The 24,437-nt window shown below is 61.4% G+C and carries 20 protein-coding genes and 1 pseudogene; 10 read left to right on the forward strand and 11 right to left on the reverse strand.

From position 1 onward, the window contains the following. Positions 1-105: 105 nt before the first annotated feature. The 6 genes from tsaE to trxA all read left to right on the forward strand — a co-directional run bounded on the left by tsaE (position 106) and on the right by trxA (position 9,333). Positions 106-576 (forward strand): tRNA (adenosine(37)-N6)-threonylcarbamoyltransferase complex ATPase subunit type 1 TsaE, encoded by a 471-nt coding sequence (gene tsaE / locus RUI03_RS00545; protein ID WP_317288326.1) that lies wholly within the window; start codon positions 106-108, stop codon positions 574-576. Next, positions 573-1,640 (forward strand): aminoglycoside phosphotransferase family protein, encoded by a 1,068-nt coding sequence (locus RUI03_RS00550; RefSeq protein WP_317288327.1) that lies wholly within the window; start codon positions 573-575, stop codon positions 1,638-1,640. The genes tsaE and RUI03_RS00550 overlap by 4 nt, the downstream gene beginning before the upstream one ends. Continuing rightward, positions 1,637-2,356 (forward strand): nucleotidyltransferase family protein, encoded by a 720-nt coding sequence (locus RUI03_RS00555; RefSeq protein ID WP_317288328.1) that lies wholly within the window; start codon positions 1,637-1,639, stop codon positions 2,354-2,356. Before RUI03_RS00550 ends, RUI03_RS00555 begins: the two co-directional genes overlap by 4 nt. Beyond that, positions 2,353-5,370, forward strand: a complete 3,018-nt coding sequence (addB, locus tag RUI03_RS00560) for a double-strand break repair protein AddB (protein ID WP_317288329.1) — start codon at positions 2,353-2,355, stop codon at positions 5,368-5,370. Before RUI03_RS00555 ends, addB begins: the two co-directional genes overlap by 4 nt. Next, positions 5,363-8,890: a double-strand break repair helicase AddA gene (addA, locus tag RUI03_RS00565; protein WP_317288330.1), complete on the forward strand. Its 3,528-nt coding sequence runs from the start codon at positions 5,363-5,365 to the stop codon at positions 8,888-8,890. The genes addB and addA overlap by 8 nt, the downstream gene beginning before the upstream one ends. A 113-nt stretch (positions 8,891-9,003) precedes the next feature. Beyond that, positions 9,004-9,333 (forward strand): thioredoxin, encoded by a 330-nt coding sequence (gene trxA, locus RUI03_RS00570; RefSeq protein WP_317288331.1) that lies wholly within the window; start codon positions 9,004-9,006, stop codon positions 9,331-9,333. A gap of 43 nt (positions 9,334-9,376) precedes the next feature. On the opposite strand, the gene RUI03_RS00575 is transcribed toward trxA, so the two are convergent. The 5 genes and pseudogenes from RUI03_RS00575 to hemC all read right to left on the reverse strand — a co-directional run bounded on the left by RUI03_RS00575 (position 9,377) and on the right by hemC (position 14,564). Next, entirely contained in the window at positions 9,377-10,564 is a 1,188-nt protein-coding gene (locus RUI03_RS00575; protein WP_317288332.1) for a hypothetical protein, read from the reverse strand. A gap of 18 nt (positions 10,565-10,582) precedes the next feature. Further along, positions 10,583-10,918: pseudogene (locus tag RUI03_RS14700) on the reverse strand (heme biosynthesis HemY N-terminal domain-containing protein); the annotation flags it as partial. A gap of 69 nt (positions 10,919-10,987) precedes the next feature. After that, on the reverse strand, positions 10,988-12,799 hold the full coding sequence (locus RUI03_RS00585; RefSeq protein WP_317288334.1) for a COG4223 family protein: 1,812 nt from the start codon (positions 12,797-12,799) through the stop codon (positions 10,988-10,990). 95 nt (positions 12,800-12,894) lie between these two features. After that, the gene (locus RUI03_RS00590; protein ID WP_317288335.1) at positions 12,895-13,599 is read right to left on the reverse strand and encodes a uroporphyrinogen-III synthase; all 705 of its coding nucleotides are present in this window, start codon (positions 13,597-13,599) and stop codon (positions 12,895-12,897) included. Continuing rightward, complete coding sequence (hemC, locus tag RUI03_RS00595; RefSeq protein ID WP_317288336.1) at positions 13,596-14,564, reverse strand: hydroxymethylbilane synthase; 969 nt, start codon at positions 14,562-14,564, stop codon at positions 13,596-13,598. Before hemC ends, RUI03_RS00590 begins: the two co-directional genes overlap by 4 nt. A 7-nt stretch (positions 14,565-14,571) precedes the next feature. Here hemC and tsaD point away from each other — a divergent pair, with 7 nt between their 5' ends. Both tsaD and RUI03_RS00605 read left to right on the forward strand, forming a co-directional pair. After that, positions 14,572-15,693: a tRNA (adenosine(37)-N6)-threonylcarbamoyltransferase complex transferase subunit TsaD gene (tsaD, locus tag RUI03_RS00600; RefSeq protein ID WP_410795972.1), complete on the forward strand. Its 1,122-nt coding sequence runs from the start codon at positions 14,572-14,574 to the stop codon at positions 15,691-15,693. Further along, the gene (locus RUI03_RS00605; RefSeq protein WP_317288338.1) at positions 15,690-16,706 is read left to right on the forward strand and encodes an NAD(P)H-dependent glycerol-3-phosphate dehydrogenase; all 1,017 of its coding nucleotides are present in this window, start codon (positions 15,690-15,692) and stop codon (positions 16,704-16,706) included. Before tsaD ends, RUI03_RS00605 begins: the two co-directional genes overlap by 4 nt. 45 nt (positions 16,707-16,751) lie before the next feature. Here the strand turns inward: RUI03_RS00605 and RUI03_RS00610 are convergent, their stop codons facing one another. Next, positions 16,752-17,147 carry a hypothetical protein gene (locus RUI03_RS00610; protein WP_317288339.1) on the reverse strand — a complete coding sequence of 132 codons (396 nt, stop codon included), beginning with the start codon at positions 17,145-17,147 and terminating at the stop codon, positions 16,752-16,754. Positions 17,148-17,381: 234 nt separating this feature from the next. Here RUI03_RS00610 and RUI03_RS00615 point away from each other — a divergent pair, with 234 nt between their 5' ends. Then, on the forward strand, positions 17,382-18,605 hold the full coding sequence (locus RUI03_RS00615) for an alkane 1-monooxygenase (protein WP_317288340.1): 1,224 nt from the start codon (positions 17,382-17,384) through the stop codon (positions 18,603-18,605). 1 nt (position 18,606) lies between these two features. Here RUI03_RS00615 and rlmN read toward each other — a convergent pair whose 3' ends face one another. Then, a complete protein-coding gene (gene rlmN / locus RUI03_RS00620) occupies positions 18,607-19,761 on the reverse strand; it encodes a 23S rRNA (adenine(2503)-C(2))-methyltransferase RlmN (RefSeq protein ID WP_317288341.1) in 1,155 nt (384 codons plus the stop codon). A gap of 76 nt (positions 19,762-19,837) precedes the next feature. Continuing rightward, on the reverse strand, positions 19,838-20,998 hold the full coding sequence (locus tag RUI03_RS00625; RefSeq protein ID WP_317288342.1) for an acyltransferase family protein: 1,161 nt from the start codon (positions 20,996-20,998) through the stop codon (positions 19,838-19,840). A 189-nt stretch (positions 20,999-21,187) separates the two neighbouring features. Between RUI03_RS00625 and RUI03_RS00630 the strand changes: the two genes are divergently transcribed. Further along, positions 21,188-22,045 carry a LytTR family DNA-binding domain-containing protein gene (locus tag RUI03_RS00630; RefSeq protein WP_317288343.1) on the forward strand — a complete coding sequence of 286 codons (858 nt, stop codon included), beginning with the start codon at positions 21,188-21,190 and terminating at the stop codon, positions 22,043-22,045. 5 nt (positions 22,046-22,050) lie between these two features. On the opposite strand, the gene RUI03_RS00635 is transcribed toward RUI03_RS00630, so the two are convergent. The 3 genes from RUI03_RS00635 to RUI03_RS00645 form a co-directional block, all read right to left on the reverse strand. Continuing rightward, positions 22,051-23,766 (reverse strand): methyl-accepting chemotaxis protein, encoded by a 1,716-nt coding sequence (locus tag RUI03_RS00635; protein ID WP_317288344.1) that lies wholly within the window; start codon positions 23,764-23,766, stop codon positions 22,051-22,053. Next, complete coding sequence (locus tag RUI03_RS00640) at positions 23,763-24,131, reverse strand: hypothetical protein (protein ID WP_317288345.1); 369 nt, start codon at positions 24,129-24,131, stop codon at positions 23,763-23,765. The genes RUI03_RS00635 and RUI03_RS00640 overlap by 4 nt, the downstream gene beginning before the upstream one ends. 85 nt (positions 24,132-24,216) lie before the next feature. Continuing rightward, positions 24,217-24,435 (reverse strand): helix-turn-helix domain-containing protein, encoded by a 219-nt coding sequence (locus RUI03_RS00645; protein WP_410795973.1) that lies wholly within the window; start codon positions 24,433-24,435, stop codon positions 24,217-24,219. Positions 24,436-24,437: the final 2 nt, after the last annotated feature.

Consider the following 24,437-nt stretch of genomic DNA (forward strand, 5'->3'; position numbering starts at 1 on the left):
GCCGTCGTTCAGGGTCGCGTATATCGCGGCTATGGGGACAATTCACAAGGGGCAGGGCGCGATTGAGCCATTGGGCGGCGCGGCTAAACCGCCTATAGTCCGGTGGTGAAACCGCTTCTGTCCATCGCCTGTCGAACTGAAGATCGTACCGAAGAGCTGGGACGGCGCCTGGGCGCTCTCGTCCGGCCCGGGGACCTTCTGTGCCTGCTGGCGCCGTTGGGCACGGGCAAAACCGTCCTGGCCCGGGGCCTGGTCCGCGCGCTGGCGGGCCACCCGGTAGAGGTGCCAAGCCCCACTTTCACCCTCGTGCAGGCCTATGAGGGGCGGGTTCCCCTCATGCATGCGGATCTCTATCGCATTGAGGATCCATCAGAGGTGTTGGAACTGGGGATCGACGATGCCCTAGAGTCCGGCGCGGCGCTGGTCGAATGGCCCGAACATGGCGAAGGGTATTTGCCGCCCCACGGGCTGTCCATCGCGGGCGAAGGAATCAGCCATGATGGGCGCGTCTGGCACCTGTCTGGCGATGAGGACTGGGCGCGACGGCTGGATGGCATTGATTGGACAACACAATGAGCAGTGTAATGAATGAACGCGATGCTGCGCGCCAGGCGCTGTTGGAGAAGGCCGGGTGGTCCGATGCGTCGGTTATCCCGCTGACGGCCGACGCATCGACCCGCCGCTATTTTCGCCTTGGCCGCGGTGACGAGACGGCATTGCTGATGGACGCACCGCCGGGGGCGGAGGCGGCCTGCTGCCCGCCCGACGCCGATGAGGCCGCGCGCCGCGCGCTCGGTTATAACGCCATGGCGCGTCTCGCGGGGCCGCGGCTCAATGCCTTCACCGGCATCGCAAAATTGCTGCGCCAGCATGATGTCAGGGCGCCGAACGTTCTGGCAGACGATCCGGTGAACGGCTTTGCGCTCCTTGAAGATTTCGGTGACCTGTTGCTGGCAAAAGCGGCGGTGGTTCCCGAGGATGAGGCACGGCACTATGCGGGTGCCATGGATGTGTTGCGGGCTGTCCGGAAAATCAGTGTACCTGATGCTGCAGGCGACTGGCCGCTCCTGACCTATGACAATCTGGTCCTGCTGACGGAGGCCGGCCTGCTGACCGAGTGGTTTGCCCCCCATATCGGCGTCAGCCTGTCTGACCGCGCGCTTGAAGACTGGAATTCTGCCTGGCTGGAAACGCTTTCGCAATTGTCTCCGCCGACGACGCTTGTGCTACGAGACTACCACGCTGAAAACATTCTGGTTGCTGACGATGACGGGCTGGCCATCATCGACTTTCAGGACGCCCTTGTTGGTCACGCTGCGTATGACGCTGTGTCATTGCTTGAAGACGCGCGGCGGGATGTGGCGCCCGGGGTCATTGATGCGCTGTACCAGACCGACCGGGCATCGGTCCCGGATCCTGCCCAATACGACATCGATTACGCCGTCCTCGCTGCGCAGCGGAACGCCAAGATTCTTGGCATCTTTGCGCGCCTCATCAACCGCGATGGCAAGGCAAAATACGCAAGCTTTCTGCCGCGTGTCCTGAAGCTCTATCAGATTGATCTGATCCGTCCGCCTGTTGCGCCGATCCGGCGGTGGACGGAGCAATATATGCCCGACCTTCTAAAGGTGATCTCATGACCACGTGCCGGTTGGATACCGCGATGGTTCTGGCCGCCGGGCTGGGTACACGTTTCCGCGAGGTCTCCGGTGATCTGCCGAAGCCTTTGGTCAAGGTGGGCGGCAAGGCGTTGATCGACTGGACGTTGGATCTTCTCGCAAAGGGCGATGTCGAGCGCGCTGTCGTCAATGTCCACTACAAGGCTGATGCCGTCGAGGCGCATCTGGCGGACCGTCACGATCCTGAAATCACGATTTCTGACGAGCGCGACCAACTGATGGAGACGGGCGGTGGTCTAATCAGGGCCACGCCGCTTCTGGGGGATGGCCCTGTCTTCTGTACCAATACAGATGCGATCATCGAAGCGGGGTCACACGACCCGGTTGGCGCGCTGCGTTCGGTCTGGGAAGACCGGGAAATGGACGCCCTTCTGTTGCTCGTCCCATTGGAGCAGACCTCCGGCTATCAGGGGAATGGTGACTTCGTCGTCGATCACAGCGGACGGCTGGCCTGGGACGGCGAAGGCCCGCGCTATGTCTTTTCGGGCCTGCAGATCATCCATCCTCGTCTGTGGGCAGATGAAAAGGCCGAGCCAAAATCAACTCGTGTGTTCTGGGAAAAGGCCATGGCCAGCGGGCGCCTTTTTGGTCTGGTACACGATCTGCGTTGGATGCATGTGGGGGACCGGGCCGGTTTTGAGGCAGCGGAGCGTCATTTGCACCCTGACGCCCCGTGACGGGGTCTGCCCTCGATTTCCTGACGGCTCCGACGCCCGCGCTTTACACCATCCCAGCGGGCCGACCGTTTCTGGCCGATCTGGCGGCGCCGATTTTGACTGCGTATGCGGATCAACCTGACGCAATTGCTGATCTGACCATCTTCCTGCCCAATCGGCGTGCAGTTCGTCGGCTTGCCGACGTCTTTTTCGAGAAGTCCATCGCGGCCGGTCGCGGCGCAGTTATCTTGCCCCGCCTGCGCGCGCTGGGCGATGTGACGGAAGAAGACCTCCTGTTCTCCGGCATGCCGCCGGCGGAGGCTTCAGACCTCCTTCCAGCAGCTGATCTGACCGATCGCCGCCTTATTTTGGCGCGAACAATCCGGCAGACAAATCAGCAGGCGGACTGGCCCGCCTGTCTGACGGCTGCCGACGATCTTGCTGGTCTGCTCGACAGTTTCCATCTGGAAGATGTGCCTCTCTCCGCCCTCCACGATCTGAACCATCCAGAGCACGTTCAGAACGCCGCCGCGCACTGGGAAAAGTCCCTCGAATTTCTGTCGATCATCAGCCGCTTCTGGCCTGCTTTGACGGAAGAGCAGGGTTGGATGGAGCCCGCAGAACGCCAGCGCGTCCTCATGGAGGCGCTGACAGAAAACCTGGTCGCGCATGAGAGTGGGCATCCAATCATCGTTGCGGGCTCACTCGGGACGGTCCGAGCAACCGGAAAGCTGATGGCGGCGGTGGCCAAAATGCCGTCCGGCTGCGTTGTTTTTCCAGGCCTTGATCTTGAAATGGACGAGCGGGCCTGGTCGCTGATTGACCCACCTCATCCGCAGGCGCTGTTTCGTGAGCGTCTTGATCGCGATTTCGGTTTTGATGACCGCGCCGCGGTCCATCCTTGGCCCGGGATGGACGACGACCTGTCTGCCAAGGCTCGTCGCTCGTTTCTTTCCCTTGCATTACGGCCTGCTGCCGCCACCGACGACTGGTATCAACGGTTCACGGAATTTAATGCGAATGGCGCCATGGCGGAGGCTTGCCGCGGGCTCTCCCTTGCGGTGGCGCAGACCGAGGATGAGGAAGCGGGTTTTGTCAGTCTGCTGATTCGCGAGGCGCTTGAGCAGCCTGATCGCACGGTCATGCTGGTTACCCCCGATCGGCAGCTGGCCCGACGCGTCACATCCAAGCTGCGGGCATGGTCAATCGACGTCGATGATACAGGGGGGGTGCCAGCGGGCGGCACCTATCGCGGGACATTTCTGCGGCTCGTCGCGGCCTGGCTTGATGATCCCGCCTGTCCGGTCAAGCTGACCGCGATGCTGGCCCATGAATTGGCTTCCTTTGGGCGTGACCGCGCCGATGTCCAGGCGATCAATCAGAAACTGGACCGCCGCTTGCGTGGCCGTCGACAGGCGCCTGATCTGGCGGCATTGCAGGCTATTGTGGCGGCAAAGGATGACCCGCCAACGGACGTGCTTGCCCTTCTGGACGAGTTGATTGACCATTGCCGGACGTTCAGTGAGCAGACGGATACGGCCGGCCGCCTTTCCACCCATGTCCGCATCGCCGAGCGCGCTGCCAGCCTGCCGGACGAGCCGGGAGAGCAGCGACTGTGGCGGTATGAGGACGGGGAGCATCTTGCCCGGCATTTGGGCGCTCTGCTGCAGTCGTCCTTCCTTCCGGAGGGTGGAGTAAACGGCTCTTATCACGAGCTGTTCGAGGCGCTGTTGGGTAGTGGCGTGGTCAGAAAGCGGGGCGGCCATCCCCGACTGGCCATCTACGGTTTGATGGAGGCACGCCTGCAGACCGCCGACACCATCATCGTATCGGGCCTCAACGAAGGCGTCTGGCCTGATGCGGCGCCCACGGACAGTTTTCTGTCACGGCCTATGCGCCAGCGTCTCGGCCTACCGTCTCCAGAACAGAAGATTGGCCGGGCGGCCCATGATTTCGCTCAGGCGGCGGCCAGCCCCCACGTCATTCTGACTCGTTCGGCCCGCAGGGGGCGTGATCCTGCGACCCCGTCCCGGTGGCTTGTCCGGCTGGAAAGTTTTCTCGACAAGGCTGATATGCGTAAGGCGCTCGACCAGTCTGCGCGCCTGCGCACTCTGCTCGCCGCGCGGCAGATGGCGACGGAAGTTGTGCCGCGATCCGCACCTGAACCAAAGCCGCCAGTCAGTGCACGACCGGTCGAACTCAGCATTTCAGATATCGAGACGATGCTGCGCGACCCCTATTCAATTTATGCAAAGCATATCCTCGGTCTGCGGGCATGGGACCGGCTCGACGATCCCATCGGTGCCAAACACAAGGGGACCGCATTTCACAATGTTATGCAGCGCATCGGCGAAATGCCTGCAGGTGAGTTGCCGACAGACCTTCGCACCTACGCGCGCGCGCTCGTCCGCGAGGAATTTTCGTCGGGCTATTACCCTGATGAGCTGCAAATTCTGTGGGGTGAGGATATCGCCAATTTCTGTCAGTTCGTCCATCTGTATGAGGAGCAGGGCCGCCAGTATGGCGATCCTGTCCTGATCGAAGCTGAAGGGAAATGGTCCTTCCATCTGGATGATGGAAGCGCATTTCATATCAGGGGACGTGTCGACAGGGTTGACGCCTTTGACGGCGGAAAGGTCAGCATTGTCGATTTCAAGTCGAGCGAAAAGCGCCCCACGATTGATCAGATGGCGACATTCAGCCCGCAATTGAGCGTGACGGCCCTCATGCTGGCAGCCGGCGCGTTTGAAAAAGCAGGCCCACAAGTCGCGGGACAGATCGCATTTTTGAATATGTTCAGTGCGCGATCAGATGATGAGCCGCTGTTCAATGGGAAGCACACGGTTGGGTCTGATGAGATAGACGTTCACGTCACAGACGCGGATCGCCGTCTCAGAGAACATCTGGCCTTCTACCGCGACTTAGATCAGGCCTATCTGTCTCAACCGAGATCCTTTTTCACCAATGCCTATGGTGACTATGATCACCTGGCGCGGCGCGGCGAATGGGCCGGGCAGGGGAGTGACGATGATTGATCCAACACTTCCCGATGTCATTACCACCACAGCATTACAGGCGCGGGCGTCTGCTCCCACCCAGTCCGCCTGGGTGTCGGCCAATGCCGGGTCGGGCAAAACGCACGTCCTGACCCAGCGGGTCATCCGACTGCTGATGGATGGTGGGCCGCAAGGGCAGGGAGGCGCGTTGCCAGAGCGCATCCTCTGTATCACCTATACGAAGGCCGCTGCCGCGGAAATGGAGATCCGTCTCTTTCGCGATCTGGGAAAATGGGCACTGGCAGACGATGAGACGTTGAAGGAAGCCTTGGCGAAATTGGGAGAGCATGCGCCCGGACCCGATCGCCTGTTGCAGGTCCGCCAACTCTTTGCGCGGGCCCTGGAGACGCCAGGCGGTCTGAAAATACAGACCATCCACGCCTTCTGCGAGAGCGTGCTGCGGCGGTTTCCGCTGGAGGCGGGCCTGCTGCCGGGCTTTCGTGTCATCGATGACAGTGAGCAGGCAGAGATGCGGGGGCGCATCATGCGCAAGCTGGCACTGGGCGCCTTGATCGACAGTGATACGGCACTTGAGCATTTCGTTCGCCGGTTCCGCATGGCCGATGATCAGGATTCTGTGCTCGCAGGACTGATCGATCAGATGTCTTCCGTTCACGAAGAAATGATCAACAGCGGCGGGCGACAAGCTTACCTGGCTGATTTGCGCGCCATTCACGGCCTGCCAGCCGGGGGATCGATTGCAGAATGGCGCGAGGAGACAATGCGCCTTGTCGATCGTGCTTTCCTGCGGGACCTCGACAACAAGGCGTCGCAACTGGCCAAGTGGGTAAAGCTGGGCAAGCAGGCCATAGCGGCTGGCTCAGCGCTCGCGGATTTTGAGGTGGAGCCGGATCAAGCCTTTGTGACTCTGGCCGATGGCTTCCTCAACGCCGGATGGAAAACACCGGCGGCGGTAAGGCAGCCCGGGAAAGAAGCATCAGCCATCGTACCGGACTACGCTCACAACGCGCAGGCGCTGATTGATCTCCTGTCGGAGCAGGTATCGCGGGAGCGTGCGGCGGCGGCATTCGAGGCGACATCTGCGGTCCTTGATGTGGCCATCAGGGCGCATGCGGAATATGAACGGCAGAAGCAGGCGCTCGGTACCCTGGATTTCGCGGATCTGATTGATCGGACTGCCACGCTCCTCTCCGGTGATGAGGGGCAGGCCGCGTGGGTAATGTACAAGTTGGACGAGGGAATCGATCACATCCTGTTGGATGAAGCGCAGGATACGGCGCTTCCCCAGTGGAAGGTCATTGAGGCTTTTCGCCGCGAATTCTTTTCCGGTGAGGATGATCGTGGCCGCAATCGCACCCTCTTTGTCGTCGGCGACAAAAAGCAGTCGATCTATTCGTTCCAGGGGGCGGATGCGGATCTGTTTGACGACAAGCTTGCCGAGACGAAAGTCGCCATCCCGCCGCCCTTCGCGTTTGAGGCCGTTGAACTTTTCCTGTCCTTCAGGTCATCCCAGATTGTTCTCGATTTCGTCGATGCGCTCTTCGTGGATATGGACAGAAGTGGCGTACACGGTGAAAAGCCAATTGAGCACAAATCCGCAAAGCCTGATCAATATGGTCGGGTAGAATTGTGGCCCCTGATCGGTCACGAAACCGATGACGACGGCGACCCATGGGATGCCCCTGTCAACAAACGCGGCAAGGGCGACCCAGTGCGTCGGCTGGCAGATCAGATTGCATCCCAGATCCGCCAATGGCTGGACGAGCAGACCGTGCTCAGCAGCAAGGGACGGCCAATTGTGCCGGGTGATGTGCTGATCCTGTGCCAACGGCGTAGCGCCCAGTTCTACGAAATTCTCCGCGCGCTGGCCCGACAGAACGTGCCCATGGCGGGCGCGGACCGGATCAAGCTGAAGGAGGACGTGGCCGTTCGCGACCTCCTCGCCCTATTGCGATTCGCGGTGAATACGGATGATAGTCTTAGCCTCGCCGAAGCGTTGACCTCTCCCCTTTGGGATTTTTCTGAAGATGAGCTGTTCGCGCTGGCCTACGGTCGCGGCGACGTCCCGTTATGGTCTCGATTGCGTCAGGCGGCGGATGAGGATGGAGCGCTTCGTCAAAAGGCCGCACTGGCAATCACGGAAATTCGGACGGCACGACAACAGGGTGCGCGCCTCGGTCCGTATGCGTTTCTATCGACCCTGCTTGAGCAGGGTGTGCCCACCGGCTGGTTCCGGTTTTCACAGCGTCTGGGGGCGGCGTCCAATGAAGCGCTTGATGAGCTGCTCAACGAGGCGCTGCAGTTCGAGCTGTCGGAACCACGCAGCCTGCCGCTGTTTCTCTCCTATCTCGAGAACCTTGATGCCGATATCAAGAAACAGAATGAAGCCAGTCAGGATGCGGTCCGCCTCATGACGGTCCATGGCGCCAAGGGGCTGGAGGCGCCGATCGTGTTTCTGGCGGATGCAGGACACAAGCCGACCGGTGGGCATATCGTCAGGGACAAGATGATTGCGCTAGCCAGCGATGATGAGCGTCCCCGCCCACGGCGCGGCTTTCCCGTCCTTCGGCCACGGTCGGGAGAGGATGATGACGGTCCGCTGGGCCGCGCCCTCGATCTGGCCAAGCAGAGGGAGCTCGAGGAATATCGGCGTCGTTTCTATGTGGCAGCGACGCGTGCTGAGGAAAGGCTCTATATTTGCGGTGTGGGCCGAAAAGGCGCGAAGACCGTTGCCGAGCAGCAGGATGCCATGCTGAAGGAAGATCCGCATACCGCCTCGTGGTACGCCCTGTCCCTGAAAGCATTCCATCGCATGGAAGACCGTGTGCAGCGGCGCGCATGGGGTGATGGTGACGCACTGGTGATGGAGGCTGGTATGCCTGCCACCTTGGCGGATCAGAAAACGGCTGAGCCTCTCAAGTTCGTGCCTGTACCGGATTGGATGTTTCAGCCTGTGCCCGACGAGGTTGAGCGAACCGTGCAGTTTCCATCAGTCACGGAAGGTGAGGATGAGGGCCCCATATTGCCGCCGCGCCTGCGGGAGACGGGCCGTCTGACGCCGCAGGAGCGGGGATTGCTGATCCACCTCCTGCTGGAAATTCTGCCAGGCATCGGGCCGGATTTGCGCCGAGACACCGCTGCGCGAATTGTGGCTCATCGGGCCGGAGATCTGCCAGCCGCGGCACAGACGGCACTCATTGACGAAGTCATGACTATTCTGGCTGATGAGCGATTCGCAGCAATCTTTGCGACGGCGGCGCGTGCCGAAGTGGCGCTGCAGGGTATTGTTGATGGCAAACATTACTCTGGTCAGGTCGATCGCCTTCTTGTGACCGATGACGAGGTCCTGGTCCTCGACTACAAGACCCACCGGCCACCGCCGGAGAGCGTCGACGACATGGCGCCAGCGATCCGTCGACAGATGCGTATTTACGCCCAGCTCCTGGCTCGACTATACCCGGGCCGAACTATCCGCGCAGCGATCCTGTGGACCCATGTGCCTCGCCTGATGCCGATCCCGGCAGAAATGCTGAACTGAGGGTCAGAAAGCATCGTTTCGCGTGACCTTGCAGTGCAGCAGCGCTAGCTTATTTCTAGCACCGATGAACAAACGCGCCTTGAGAGTGTTCGAGGCATGGAAGGATTTGAAAAATGTCTATCAAGACCGTGTCTGACGCCAGCTTTCAGGAAGATGTCCTGCAGTCGAGTGAGCTGACCCTGGTGGATTTCTGGGCCACCTGGTGTGGACCCTGCCGTCAGATTGCGCCGGCGCTCGATGAGATTGCCCAGGAAATGTCTGGCAAAGTGACTGTGGCAAAGGTCGATATCGACCAGAATCCAAGCATTCCGATGCAGTATGGCGTTCGTGGTGTGCCGACCCTGATGCTGTTCAAGGATGGCGAGCCGATCGCCCGCAAAGTGGGTGCTGATACCAAATCGAATATTGAGAAGTGGGTGCGGGACGCGATGGCCGCAGCCTGAGGCTTCTACCGATACGAAAAAGGCCGCGCTAAGCGGCCTTTTTTTATGAGCTGGTCGTTTTGGGAGGATCAACGGCCTCGGTCGTCTCCGGCGGCTCTGCCGAGAGGGGTTCTTTCGGTGGCTCCGGTTCAGCTGGGGTTGGTATCGGCTCTTGTGCCGTTTCGGTTTCGACGGCTTCCGCGCTCTCATCGCTCGGCGGCTCGATGATTGCTGCGATCTGCGGTTCTGGCTCGGGCTCGGGTACGGGCGGCGGCGCTGTCAGCAGCTTGATCTCGTCATGGCTGAGACCTGTCCGCAGCTCCTCAAGGGGGGGCGGCGCGAGGCGGTTGTGGTCGCCGAATTCGCGGATCAGGCGTTGCCAGCCATCAATCGTGAAGTTGAAGGCGCCGTCAGCACCCGGGACAGGATCGAGCGGTGCGGCGGCTGCCCGGTCAAACCAGTATTGTGCGGCATCGCGACCATGCAGGCCCTCAATGGCGTGGGCCATCGCGGTGAAGGCGCGGGCGCGTGGCTGGCCGGTCAGGAGCGGCTCGAGGGTCTGGCGCGCGGTCTCGTAATCGCCAAGCGCAATATCCTGCTCGGCGATCAGAAGTTTGGATTCATCGGCTTCCGGCGCCTTGCTGGCCAGTTTCTTCAGACGCGCGGCGCGACGTTCGACACTTTCCCCGTCAAACAATTCGGCCATCGTGCGGGCGATCGCTGGGTGGGGAGCCGCAGCCCAGGCGTCATCAAGCAGTCGCCCAGCCTTCGACCGGCGTCCGGCGGCGGCCTCCAGACGGGCGGCAAGGACGACGGCCGGGGTAAAGGCCGGCGCCCGTTTCAGGGCGGCTTCTGCGTCGCGCAGCGCCGTCACCGAATCTTCTGCGTTGTCGGCAGCATACGCCTGTGCGGTCAGAAGGGCGGCTTCCTTGCGTTTGACCGCATCGCTCGGCTCCAGCTTGTGCTGCTGGGCCAGCTGCAGGGCATTGCGCGCATCGCCCCATGCACCGCGATCAAGGTTCAGGCCGTACACGGCATTGAAGGCCCAGTCGGCACCGGGACGAAGGTGGAAGGCCCGCTCTGCATAGTCGCGTGCCTCGTCGCGATGGCCCGCAGCAAGGGATTGCAGATAAAGGCCGCGCAGGCCCAGAAACTCCGTCTCCGGCGCTTCCAGCATGGCCGAGAAGCTTGCCTTCGCCGTTTCTTCATCGCCTGCCAATTGTGCCGCCTGGGCGGTAAGAAGCCGTGTCAAGCTGGGTTCGTTCAGTTGTTTGTGAGCGATACGCGCATGGCGCTGCGCGTCCTCTGCATCACCCGCAGCCACAGCTTCAAGACCGCGGCTGAGAGCGACCATGCCGCGATCACGGCGTTTGTCGGCATTCCGGCGACGGATGGAATTGGGCAATCTGATCAGCCCGAAGAAAACCATGCCTGCAATGAAAAAGCAGACGAGAAAGAATGCGACGAGGCCGAGAAGGAGGCCCGTGCGGACATCCATCACCCACTCGCCGAACTGCATTTCAGTCAAGCCATCAATACCGCTCAACCATGTGATGCCCGTCGCGGCAATGACAACAAAAATCAGAAAAATCAGTATTCGAAGCATTATTCAATCAGGCTCGCAATTGGCCGTGGTGATGAGGGGCGCGACCGGCCGGGTCACGCCCTCGGGCGGTTATTCCGCTTGCGCCGCCATGCTCTGCAGGGCGAGAAGGCGCTGGTTCGCTTCTAATTTCGCGGTGGCGTCGGTGATCCACTCTTCAAACGCTTCGCGTGCGGAACCGTCGAGCGATTTCAGCTCTTCGACCGAGCCCGCCAGATTGTTCTGTCCAAGCTGATTTTCAGCACGTGAAATGACAGCTGAGGATGTGTCGCCGGGAACGTCGCCGACGCGGCGGACGGTGAACAGGCCGGACAGGTTCGCCCCGAGACGCGATATCGGGCCTTCAGCATTCTCGCGCTTCTCACTGGCCAGGGCCCGGCGAGCGGCATCCTTGAACCGGTCCTCCAACTCGTCGGTCGTGGGCAGCCCCACATCAGCATAGCGGTGCAGAACGCCAAGGTCGGTGCGGCCCGGCGCGATCCGGTCGAGATTGTCTAACTCACGGCTGAACGGCGTCCCATTGTCGATCTCGGCATTGAGGTCGGCCAGCGCGAGGAGCAATGTCCCCTGACGGGCAACCGTATAGTCACCCTGCTGACCAACCTGCATGGCCTCCAGCCGGTCGTTGAGCTGCACGAGCTGCGAATTGGTTTCCTGCTGACGCTCAGCGAGCTGGCGTTGTTGCTCCGACATCTCCTGACGCAGCGCGGACACTTCCTGCGTCACGACCTGTTCGGTTTCGCGCAGGACTTCGTTCTTGACGCGGTCCACCAGTTCTGGCGTCGGCTCCTGTGTGGTGGTCCGTTCGGTGACATTCGCTGTCGAAGGATTCTGCAGTGCCGCTGTCGATGACGCAGATGTCTCCTCGTCAACGTTTTCCTCGACACGTTGGCTCTCGTCACTGGTGGCCGCGTCGTCGCTCTCGTCATCACCGACGACGGCCGTCAGTTCCTCGCGGGTCGGAGCATTTTCTTCGGTCGCCTGCGTCGTTTCGTCAGAAGCGGAAGCGTCTTCTGCCTGGTCAGCGTTTTCCTCGACATTGTCGATCAACGCTGCCGCATCTTCGCGAACATTTTCAACAGCGTTGCCTACAGCCTGGGCACCCTCGGCAACATCGTCACGCACCGTCTGGGTTGCAGCGGCAATTTCGTTGCGGGTTTCCTCAACCTCTTCAACAGCCTGCTCTGCCAGGCTCTCGCTGGCGGCATCTGTCTTATCGGCGTCATCTTCCGCTGGCGGAATAGTCGCGGTCGTCGCGACGTCTGCGCTGCTCGAAGTCTCAGCGGCCTGGGCCTGCTGGCGTTCGGCGCGGGCGGCGGCCAAGGCAACGAGGGCGCTACGACCCTGGCGCTCATCGGTGGTGTTTGACGGATCACTGTCGTCGTCCGTCGTGGCCGTTTCAGTTTCATTAGGGGGCGGAGTATCGTCTTCGTCCTCGTCCGCAACCGGCACGACCGTGTTGTCGCCACCGTCAGCCTCATTGGCAGGCGGCGTCTCGCGACTGATTGGCTGGGCGATCGTGGCGCTCGCAGCGTCATCCCCTTGCGGGGTCAATGTCTCGATATCGTTGCCGCGATTGAGGAAATAGACGAGCGCTGCCACCACTGCGAGAGCACCAAGAATGATCGCAAACGGGCCGATGAGGCCGCCGCTCTTTTCATCGTCGGCCGTCTCAACGGTGTCGTCGCTGTCGTAGTGAGTGTGAACACTATCGGCTTCGACCGCGTCATCGCCGACGTTTGTCGTGTCGTCCGCAGCGATGATCTCGGCATCAACCGTTTCATCATCGCCAATCCGCGGCGTCGCGGCAGTCTCGGGATGGTTTTCGCCACTCGTCTCGTCGCGGTGATCGTCCATTTCAGGCGGGTTTTTCTCGCTGGGCATATTACTCTCTCGTCGAGGCCGTCTCTTGATCAGATGTAGTGCGCATCCGAGGCAAGCAAGCCCCTGTGGCTCGCCCGATCGTCTTCCCCGCCCGCTTATGGGCGAGCGGACAGAAGCATGTCAACGAAGTGGGCCTGATCCGGGGCCTGTGCCACCATGACCTTTTGGAAGGGCAGGCGGCGCGCGACCTTGGCGACATTTTCGCTCAGGCAGGCCGCACTACAACGGGTCAAAGGCGCGATAATGCCCGCTTTCTCACACAGTTCCGCGAACAGTTGCGCGGTGCGGGGGGAGTAGAGCGTGACGATCGCGTCGCCCGTTTGCAGTTCGGTCTTCAGCCGATCGGGCAGGGTGGTCGGCGCCATGGCTCGATAAAGCGCCGCGAAGGCCGCTGGCCTGCCAGCATCGGTCAATCGGCCAACCAGATCGCCAGCCTGATCGTGGCCACGGATGTGCAGAACCCGTCCCGGCGGGGCGCTGACGAGAATAAGCTTGGCGAGGGATTCCACATCGTGCCCGCCGACACCGGCAATCGTCAGGCCCGCGACACGGCCCGCCTCGGCCGACGCCTCGCCGACGAAATAAGAGGGCTTTCCGGTCGGGCCCATCGCCTGATGATAGGCGCGCACCCCATTGGCCGAAGTGAAGGCCACCATATCGTAGGTTGATGGGTGGGGCAGGGTACCGCCCATCTCAACCGTCATGAGGGGCGTGGCCTGCGCCGGCAAGCCTTGGGCCTTCAGCAGGGCCGTGGTCGTGGTGGCGTCCGGCTCGGGACGGGTGACGAGGATGACCCTCATGCAGACAATAGCGACTGTAAGAGAGGGCCGGCCTGCACAATCAGTTGCGCGGCAACATCCTCGCCCGCTTGGCTCGCCCGCAACAGGTCTTGACGCTCGTTTCCGGTCATAAGGGCCGTCGCTGCCGCCTGGAACCGCTCTTCGCCGTCGAGCGAGAACAGCTCCGTTTTCAGCATCAGGGTGCGGTCGGTCACAGTAGCGAGGCCGGCGATCGGCGTCCGGCAGGACCCTTCCAGCCGCTGGGTGACGGCCCGCTCCGCCGCGCTCGCCAGGGCTGTCTCAAGACAGTTGATCTGGCGGCACGACGCCAAGGCCGCGGTGTCATCAAGACGGGCCTGGACGCACAATGTCCCCTGACCGAGCGCGGGCAGCATGACAGCGGGGTCGAGCGGCATGCGCCGAACATCGCTGGCATCAAGCCGCCGTAATCCAGCTTCCGCCAGAAACGTCCCCTGGGCATCCCCATCGGCCAATTTGCGCAGGCGTGTCTGGACATTGCCGCGCATGGGGACAATCGACACATCCGGCCGCAACCGCTTCAACTGCGCGGCGCGGCGGACCGAACTTGTGCCGATGACAGCCCTTTCTGGCATCTCATTCAGGGTCTGCCCCTCAACCGTCACGAAACTGTCCCGTGGATCCTCCCGCGCCGGGGTGGCGGCCAGCACCAGACCTTTCGGCATGACGGCGGGCATGTCCTTCATCGAATGGACGGCAATGTCGGCCTCACCGCTCAGCAGTGCGGCCTCGACCTCTTTTGTGAACAGCCCCTTGCCGCCAATGGCCGCCAGGTCCGGTGTCAGGTTCTGATCCCCTGACGTCACATAGGTCAGTATCGGGAACCGCCCCTCGGCGTCGTCGGCGGCGACGCCGGCGGCCTTGGCCAGCAGGGTTCGCACCATCCGGGCCTGAGCCTGGGCGAGGGGAGAACGGCGGGAAGCAATACGCAGGGGCTTGTCGGACATGGCTCAGATGACTAGGCCGGGCACCATGACGGCGCAAGCGGATCGCCCGCTTCTGGTGCTCGGTATTGAAAGCAGCTGTGATGATACAGCCGCCTCGGTGCTGCGGCTGGATGACGGGGCACAGGTCTTATCCTCTATCGTAATTGGCCAGGACCAGGCTCACGCTCCCTATGGTGGAGTGGTGCCTGAGATTGCGGCCCGCGCCCATGCCGCACTGATTGACGGCGTGGTCGCAGATGCCCTGCGCGAGGCTGACGTCACCATGCAGCAGATCGACCTGATCGCGGCGACGGCCGGCCCGGGCCTGATCGGCGGGGTGATGTCGGGCTTCTCATTTGCCAAGGGGTTGGCGCTGGCGACTGGCCTGCCGCTGGTTCCCGTCAATCATCTGGCGGGACACGCCCTGTCGGTCGGTCTGGAAGAGGCCGTGCCATTTCCCTACCTGCTGCTCCTCGTCTCTGGTGGCCATACGCAGATCCTGCTGGTGGAAGATGTTGACCGGTTTCGCCGGATAGGCACGACGATTGACGATGCCGCGGGGGAGGCATTCGACAAGACGGCAAAACTGCTGGGGCTTGATGGCGCCGGTGGTCCGGCTATCCAGCGCCTCGCGGAGCAGGGCAATGCCAACGCCTTTACCCTGCCGACCCCTTTGGCCAATCGGCCGGGATGTGATTTCTCGTTTTCGGGTCTGAAGACGGCCGTACGCCTGTTGATTGCGGACAACGAGCCGCTGACCGAAGCCATGCGCGCCGATATTGCGGCGAGTTTCCAGGCCGCCGCTGTCGATCATCTTGTTCGCCGCGTTCGCCGGGCCTTTGAAGGGCTCGCTGAAGACGGCGGTGCGCCGCTACATCTTGTGGCAGCGGGCGGGGTTGCCGCAAACACCGCGCTACGCCAGCAGCTTGGCGCAGTGGCCGAGGAATTTGGAGCGCGACTGGTCTTGCCGGGCTTTGCGTTCTGTACCGACAATGCGGCGATGATCGCCTATGCGGGGGCGCAACTGTACCGGCGCGATCCGACCTGCGCCGACGGTGCACTGTCGCTGGCCCCGCGGGCCAGGTGGCCGCTGGACGAGCGTGAGGCGAATGTGACCTTGGGGTCGGGACGAAAAGGGCGAAAAGCATGAGCACCTCTACCCAACCATTTCATCATTGCGTGGTCGTCGGGGCCGGGGCGTTCGGGACGGCGCTCGCCATTCTGCTCGACCGGTCGGGCCGGAAGGTGACCCTGTGGACGCGCAACGAGAAGGTGGTCGAGGAGATCCGGCAGACCGGTGAGAACAAGACCTATCTGGCCGGACACCGCCTGCCGCCATCAATTTCCGCCACCACAGATCGCGGCGTGCTGGCCGATGGCGATGCCGTTCTGGGCGTGGTGCCGACCCAGCATCTGCGGGCAGAGATGGAGAGACTGCGCGAAGCGGCCGGCCAGCGGCCCTTGCCAATCGCGCTGTGCTGCAAGGGGATCGAGCAGCGATCCGGCCTGCTGCCGCATCGGGTCATGGCCGAGGTCTGGCCCGAGGCGCAGGTGAGTATTCTATCGGGCCCGAGTTTCGCCGCAGATGTCGCAGCGGGTCTGCCGACCGCCGTGACGCTCGCCGATGAGGACGAGGCGCGGGGCTATCGCTGGCTCGAGACGCTAGGGACGCCCGCCTTCCGTCCTTATCTCACCGACGACCTGAGCGGCGTTGCCATTGGTGCGGCGGTCAAGAATGTGCTCGCCATTGCGTGCGGCATTGTCGATGGCCGGGGCTATGGAGAGAGCGCGCGGGCTGCACTGATGACGCGAGGCTTTGCGGAATGTCTGCGCTTTGCGGACTCCCAAGGCGCGCGGAGCTCCACCCTGCACGGTATGTCTGGTCTGGGAGACATCATCCTGACCTGCTCGTCGAGACAGTCCCGCAACATGTCGCTGGGCTATGAAATCGGGCGGGGGCAGTCCGCTGCGGCAATCGTGGCCAACCGGCAGACGGTGGCGGAGGGCGCTGCGACCGCACCCATCCTCGTTGCTCTTGCAGAAAAAGCCGGGGTCGACATGCCGATCGCCAGTGCGGTGGCGGCGCTCGTGTCGGGCAAGGCCGATATCGACGAGACGATCAACGCCCTGCTCAACCGCCCACTGAAAATGGAGCATCACTGACGCGCGCCTTGCGGGGGCGCGTCTCGCTTGAGTCAGACAGGCTGATCAGCGCGTCGTGCCGCGCAGGCTGTTGAAATAGCCTCGGCAGGTATTGGGCGTTGAAGGCGCCTGCTGGCCATTGGCCCAGCCCCAGGTCCAAGCATTGGAGCCATCGCGCCCGAGGCGCTGGGTGCAGGCAGAAAACCCGCCTTTATATTCAATGCTTTCGATGGAGCGGGGGCTGTCGCCGTAAAAATAGGCCTGTTCGTAACAGGTGCAGATGTCCTGATCCCGGTTGCCGGTAAAGACGATGCCGCCACTGCTGGCGCTGGGCGTCCCAGCAAAGCCGCCAGAGGGATCGACGGGACGACTGCTGCCGTCATCCTTGAACACGACCATGAGAACCGCCAGCGCGACGGCCATCAACAAAATGCCGGCAAACAGACTTTCAGTTTTTCCCATGGGTCAGGTCCCCCGCATAACCATTTGTTAAAGCCTAGCCGCCCGACGCCGGATCGCCAAGAGGTTTCGCGGCGCGGATCGGCTGGGCAGAGCAGGTGGCCTCCGACTGTGCCTTGGAAGCCCCAATGGTTTGATCCAATTTGATGAAAATCCAACGCTCGGCCTTAGCACGATCGCAGGCTTACCGCCCTAAAAACACGCTCGGAGAGAGTCCTGCCATCAGGGAAATTCGGATTGACCGTCCAGTTTGATTCAGACGTCCGCTATCGTGACTCCGTCACGCAGGCGGACCCAAAGCGTTGGGCCTGGTTTGCAGGCGGCTTGTGGGTGTTCGCCATGCCCTTCATTGCAATGGCGATCTATTTTCTGAATGACGGTGCGCTGTGGACGGTCTTTATCCTGCCGGTTCACACCTTCGTCCTCATTCCGTTGATCGATTTCCTGGTCGGCGAGGACCTGACCAATGTCGATGCCGGGGACGTGAACCGTCTTGCCGCTGACCCCTTTTACATGCGCATCGCGCATATCCTTGTCGTCAGCGGTCATATCTCGGTGATAGGCGGTATTGGCTTCATCGCGACCCAGTCGCTGCCGATCTGGGCGATTGCGGTGCTGACCTTCGGTCTCGGCGTGGCAAGCGCCAGCCTGATCAATCTCGCCCATGAACTGGGTCATAAGACCCGGCCCATTGATCAGCTGATGGCACGCCTGTCGCTGGCTGGCGTGGGCTATGGGCATTTCTGCATTTCCCACAATCAGGGGCACCACATCCATGTCTCGACTCCGGAAGATTCCGCGTCGTCCCGGATGGGAGAAAATGTTTATCAGTTTGCCCTGCGCGAAATCCCCGCTGCCATCACCGGCGCATGGCGCATCGAAGCCCGTCGCCTTCGGCGCAAGGGCATGGCCGTCTGGTCGTGCCATAATCGTATCTTGATGACCCACGCCGTGACCCTGTCCATCATGGCGGTACTGACCGCCCTTTGGGGCTGGGTCGTCCTGCCCATCATGGTGGTCCACCATTTTGTCGCCTGGTCGGTTCTGACCTGCGTCAATTATATCGAGCACTACGGTCTGTTACGGCAGAAGCTCGATGATGGGCGCTACGAGCCCTGCCAGCCGCATCACAGTTGGAACACGAACCATATTGTGTCGAACGTGCTGCAGATTCATCTGCAGCGACATTCTGACCATCACGCCAATCCGATGCGCCCATACCAGACCCTGCGTAATTTCCCGGACCTGCCGCGCCTGCCATCAGGGTATCCGGGCTGCCTGGTCTTGAGTTCCATCCCGCCTCTGTGGTTCGCCGTGATGGACCCGAAAGTCATGGCTTGGGCGGATGGAGACCTGTCGCGCGTCAACATTCATGAGCCCGCGCGGAAAAGGCTGGAGCGTCGTTGGGCACATCCCACGCCGACACCGGTCAGCACGGCAATCAATCCCGCCTTGCGATAATTCAGGGGGCGGATTGTGCCAGTTCGGCCTTGCGCCGGTCGCTCGCCCGCTGCTTGACACTGTCGGACTTCAGCTGCCCGCAGGCCGCCGCAATATCCCGACCTCGCGGTGTGCGGATAGGTGAGGCATAGCCTGCATCGTTTACGATCTCGGCAAACTGCTCGATACGCTCCCATGAGCTGCACTGATAAGGGCTGCCGGGCCATGGATTGAACGGGATCAGATTGATCTTGGCGGGAATGCCTTTGAGCAGGCGGACCAGTTCGCGCGCCTCTTCATCGCTGTCATTCACGCCGTCCAGCATGACATACTCAAAAGTGATGCGCCGTGCATTGGAGGTACCCGGATAATCGCGGCATGCCTGAAGCAGGTCTTTCAGCGGCCATTTCCTGTTGATCGGTACCAGCTCATCGCGCAGCTTGTCATTGGTGGCGTGCAGGGAAATGGCCAGCATGGCCTCGGTCCGCTCTCCCAGCGCGTGCATCTGGTTCACAACTCCGGACGTGGAGACCGTGATCCGGCGGCGGGAAATGGCAATGCCTTCTCCGTCCGAGATGATGTCGATCGCACTCGCGACACTGTCGAGCGCATAGAGCGGCTCACCCATCCCCATGAAGACGATGTTGGACAGCTTGCGCTCATCCTTGCCTGAGGGCCATTCCTCAATATCGTCCTTGCACACCAGAACCTGCGCAACGATTTCTTCTGCGGTCAGATTGCGGACCAGCGCCTGAGTGCCGGTGTGACAGAAGGTGCAGTTGAGGGTGCAGCCGACCTGCGACGAGACGCACAGGGCGCCGGCGCGACCGACGCCGGGGATGAAGACGCTCTCCACTTCAATGCCCGGACCCATACGGAGCAGATATTTGCGAGTGCCGTCGGAGGAGACCTGACGCTCGATGATTTCGGGCCGGGAAATATCGTAGAGCCGCGCCATCTTCTCGCGCATCGGCTTGGCGATATTGGTCATGTCCTCAAACGCCGTGGCGCCGTGGCTGTAGAGCCAGCCCCAGACCTGGGTCGCGCGCATGCGTGCCGGCTTTTTCTCCAGCCCCAGATCGTCCGCCAGACGGCTGGCGAGCTCATCCCGCGTCAGACCGACAAGGCTCGGACGGCGGGTCAGCGAAGGCGGGCGTTGATCGATCAGAGTGGTCACGGCGACGGCACATTTCGGTTGTGGAAAAGAGAGGCCCCATACCGCATCGGGGCCTCCTTGTGAACAAGCGCCCGGATTAGCGTTGCTTTATGCCAAAGCCGATCCGCACCCATGGAATCCGCCGCAGGATCTCATAGCCCAGCGCACAGCCAAGGGCGGTGGCGCCGGTAACAAGCAGGAACTCGGTCCAGACACCCAGGCCCTGACGGGTCAGCCAGTATCCGGCCGACACGGTGATCGTCTGGTGCAGGATGTAATAACAGAACACTGCGCCGGTCAGATAGCGGAGGACGGCGGATGGCCGGTTCAGAAATCGCTGCGCCAGTCCGAGCAGGGTCAGGATCGATAGCCATGCATAGTAGGTCTCAACCGTCTCCCAGCTCGGGCCGACGATGGGCGCCAAGGCACTGTGCTGCATCCAGACCTTCCAGGCGTCGATGACCCAAAGCCGATAGGCCAGCAGAATGACGACCGCGGCCGCCGTGACCGGCCAGACCCGCCCGATGACGCGCCAGAAGCCGTCGTTCTTTGCGACCATGTAACCGAGCAGCAGGATAGTCAGGCTGTGGGCATGGTTGGCCCAGTCTTCGGTCAGATTATGCGTTGTCGGGAAAAGGGGGTTCAGCAGATAGGTATAAAGGACAAACGGGATCGCCGTCAGAAAGATGACCCTGAGATTGCTGGCGAAAAACCATGTGAGAGCGCGGCTGTTCGCGATCCGGCGTAAAAGCGGGAAAAACGGCGCCAGCAGCAGCCCGTAGACAAACAGATAGACCACGTACCAGAGATGGTTCCAGGTGGGCGTGGAGATACCGTAGGACTCATCTTCTGCAAGATAGCCGGAATAGAACGCGCCGAACCCAGGCTCGATAATATCGGCCTGGCGCAGCTGAAAGTAACTTTGCGGAGCCACGACAAAAAACATGCCGACCACGATCGGGATGAAGAGCCGGAAACTGCGGGACGCCGTAAAGGTCGTGATCTTCTGCTTGTCGGAGGCAAAGCGGATGGCAATACCGGAGATGAAGAACAACAGGGCCAGTCGCCATGGATTGATGACAACCATGAGCGGCTGCGCCGCCGAAGACATGTGCACGCTTTTCACATGCCAGTTCCACGTCACGTAGAACATGCCGACGTGATAGAAGATCAGCAGACCGAAGGCGATGACCCGTAGCCAGTCGAGGTCGTACCGGCGACTGTTTGACGGTTGGGCGGTGTCCAGGGGCAGGGTCATGGGCGCTCTCTTGCATAACGAATGACCTGTGATCGCAGCGCGCCTGCGCCAGCACCATAAAGCGGTGACAATGGGCGGAGCGGCGGGTCAAAACAGACGCTCCGGGGCCGAATGGCGGCGGAGTGGGACGAAAACGATGCAAAATCCTTGTGGCGTCTGCGCCCGGAGCGCTACGGGGACCTGATGGAGATGCGTTCTGATCCTAATCGCGAAGACCGCCACACTGATCGCGTCACCTTCCTTTGGTTGACCGGATTCATGTTGCTGTCGCTGGTGATCAGGATCCTTTCCTACAGTACCGAATTTGAACGCACCGATGGCGTGGGCATGGTACCGGTCGGTCACGTCGTCATTTTTGAGACGTCCAGTACACTCGTCCTGATCGCCCTGATCCCGATGGTCGCTGCATTGTTATCGCGCGCGTCGCCGGGACAGCATGGCACAACGCGTGTTGCGCTGGTGCATGTGGCAGGGGTGACGGCCTATTCTCTCATCCATGTTCTGTGCATGGCGGCATTGCGAAAATTGTCGTTCGCGGCGTTTGGCCTGGGGCAGTATGATTTCATGGATGCGTCAGCGCCATTGCGGGAATTCATCTATGAGTATCGCAAGGACATCTTCAGCTACCTGCTGACCGCGATGTTCCTGTTGATGTCGCGCCAATTGGCCGAGCAGCGGCGTGAATTGGCCACCATCCGGCAAGAGGCGCGGTCGACCCAGCGGCTCGCGCTCAAATCCGGTGGCCAGACCCATTGGATCGACGGCCAGTCCGTCCGGTACGTCAAAGCCGCCGGCAATTATGTCGAGGTCCATGCTGCCGGCGCACCGGTTCTCGCCCGAACGACGTTGAATGCGATCGAGCAGACCCTGCGCGATGCGGGTGTCGGGGCGGTGCGTCTGCACCGGTCCTATGTCGTCAATCGCGCCCTTATCCGCCGGACCGTGCCGAACGGTGAAGGGGATTTGCAGGTGGAACTGGACTGCGGTGCTGTTATCCCATGCAGCCGGCGGTATCGCGAGCAGCTGGACGCCCCAGTGGCGGCCTGAATTGTTCAGGCCGCACGGTGGGCTGTCTGACGGGCCCGAGGGCAGTCATCGTCAATCGTGAAAGCACTGACCAGGTTCGACAGGGCTTCCATGTCTTCACGCAGCTTATTGGTCACCCCGGTTGAATCATCGACCATGGACACAAATTGCTGGGTGATCTGATCAAGGCTGCGCACGCCTGCCGTGACGTCGGTCAGGGCAGAGGACTGCTCCCGCGAGGCGAGTGCTGTCTGTTCAAAGACACCGCCGAACTGGCTCACCGCCGTGACGATGGAGTCGAGCTCACCGCGGGCCTTGTCAAACAGAGTGCTGCCCGCGTCGACCTGCTGGGCGCTTCGATCGATCAAGGTACCAATTTCTTTGGCGGCATCGCTGGCACGCTTGGCCAGATCGCGAACTTCTTGCGCCACGACGGCAAAGCCGCGGCCTGCTTCACCTGCGCGTGCCGCTTCGACACCAGCATTAAGGGCAAGCAGGCTGGTCTGGAACGAGATTTCGTCAATCATCGAAATGATCTTGGTGATTTGATCAGAAGACGATTTGATCCCGGCCATGGCTTCACCGGCCTGGTCCATCACTTCCCGGGTCCGGCTGGCATTGCTCACCGTTTTCCTGACACCGATCGAAGCGTCACCGACCGAGGTCGAGGTGCGGGAGACCGTCTCCGCGATTTCTTCAAGGGATGCAGAGGTTTCCTCGACCGTTGCGGCCTGGTTGGCGGTGCGTTTGGCAATCGAGCCTGCGACCGTGGAGAGGTGATCCGTCGCCGACGCGATCCGGCCGGTCTGATCGATGATATTGTGAACAAGATTGCTCAGCATTTCGGCGGCTTTGTTGAAATCGACGCGCAGGCTTTCATTGGCAGGGTCAAATTCATCCGCAATGCGCACGGTCAGATCACCCGATGAAAGGCGGGTCAGGGCGTTTCGCAGGGATCCGACGGCGAAGGCTTGCGCTTCACCCTGTTCTTCAAGCTGCCGCTGTGAGGATGTCGCCTTGGCCATTGCTTCGCGGGCGGACTGTTCGGCTTCGCTTGCCTTGCGGGCATCCTCTCTTGCCTGTTCAGAGGCGGCGTTGGCCATGGCCTCGGCTTTCCCGGCACGCTCTGCATCCTGTTTGGCCAGACGTTCCGCATCGGCCGCCGCAAGGCGTGCTGCAATGGCTTTCTCAGCCTGATGATCGGCATCCACTTTCGAGGCATGAGCTTCATCAAGGGTACGGGTCATGGTGTGCGTGACCCAAACCAGCACGCCCGTCTCGGCGACAACCACGACTGCATGCAAGAGAACGCGGGGCAGGCTTGCCGCACCGGGGAACACCCACGCGGGCAGCGCAAAATTCAGTACCAGGTGATGCACAGCCGTCACGGCTGCTGCCATCAGTACACAGCGCCAGTCGAGCAGGGCGCAGGTGACGGCAACGGCTGCAAAGAAATACATATGCATGTCGATCTGCCAAGGGTGGCCTGCAAAGTCGAAGACAAGCAGGGCGGCCTGCAGCGCATAGCCGGCTGCAACCGTCAGACGACCCACCGTTCCGGTCTTGTCACTCTGCACCGCCAGCCAGCCCGTGGCTGCAATTGCAAAACTCATCCCGGCGGCCAGATGTGTCGTCTCGGACCCAATAACCATCCCGGCAATCAGCAGCATGGGGACATGAACAAACTGACCATAGGTCAGGAGCATCAGCGATTTGCGGCGGAGGATTTCAAGCGGTGTCATAGAGGGTCTCCAATCCGTGGATCACGGACGAATTTGGAATCGGCCGACGTTAAGGGCGGGGTTGGTCTTGCTGTGCGGCGGGCGCACAGGGAGGGGGTGGCATTCAGCGCCATGACGGCGCCCGGAGGCCTGTATTGTTGGTCGCGGCTGACATGATCGCGCCAGACCAGAATGCTGTTCGCAACGGGACCGCGGCCCAGAAACGCCGCGTCGCTAGTGACGGCGTGGGTCAGCATGGCGTTGAGCGGCGTCCCTGCCGGATAAATGATCAGCGTCGGCCCCTCTGATCGGGGCAGCAGCGAATGCATCACCAGAACGCTCAGCGTCAGGCAGACCATCGTGATAGGTAATGCAAAGCGACGCACGGCTTGAACTTTCCAACCAAGTTGGGTCCAAGCCTACAGTGATGATCTTAATATATAGGATAATGGGCAGGATGAATGGGGCGGCCTAGGCGGCGCTGTCATCCGGCTCATATTCAAGGATGTCGCCAGGCTGGCAGTTCAGCGTCTGGCAGATGGCCTCAAGGGTCGAAAATCGGACGGCTTTTGCCTTCCCGGTTTTCAGGATCGAAAGATTGGCAATTGTGACGCCCACCTGATCGGACAGTTCGGTCAGAGACATGCGTCTCTCGAGCAGCATCCGGTCCAGCTTCACATTTATGGCCATTG

This window comes from Parvularcula sp. LCG005, from assembly GCF_032930845.1.
Classification (GTDB): Bacteria; Pseudomonadota; Alphaproteobacteria; order Caulobacterales; family Parvularculaceae; genus Parvularcula.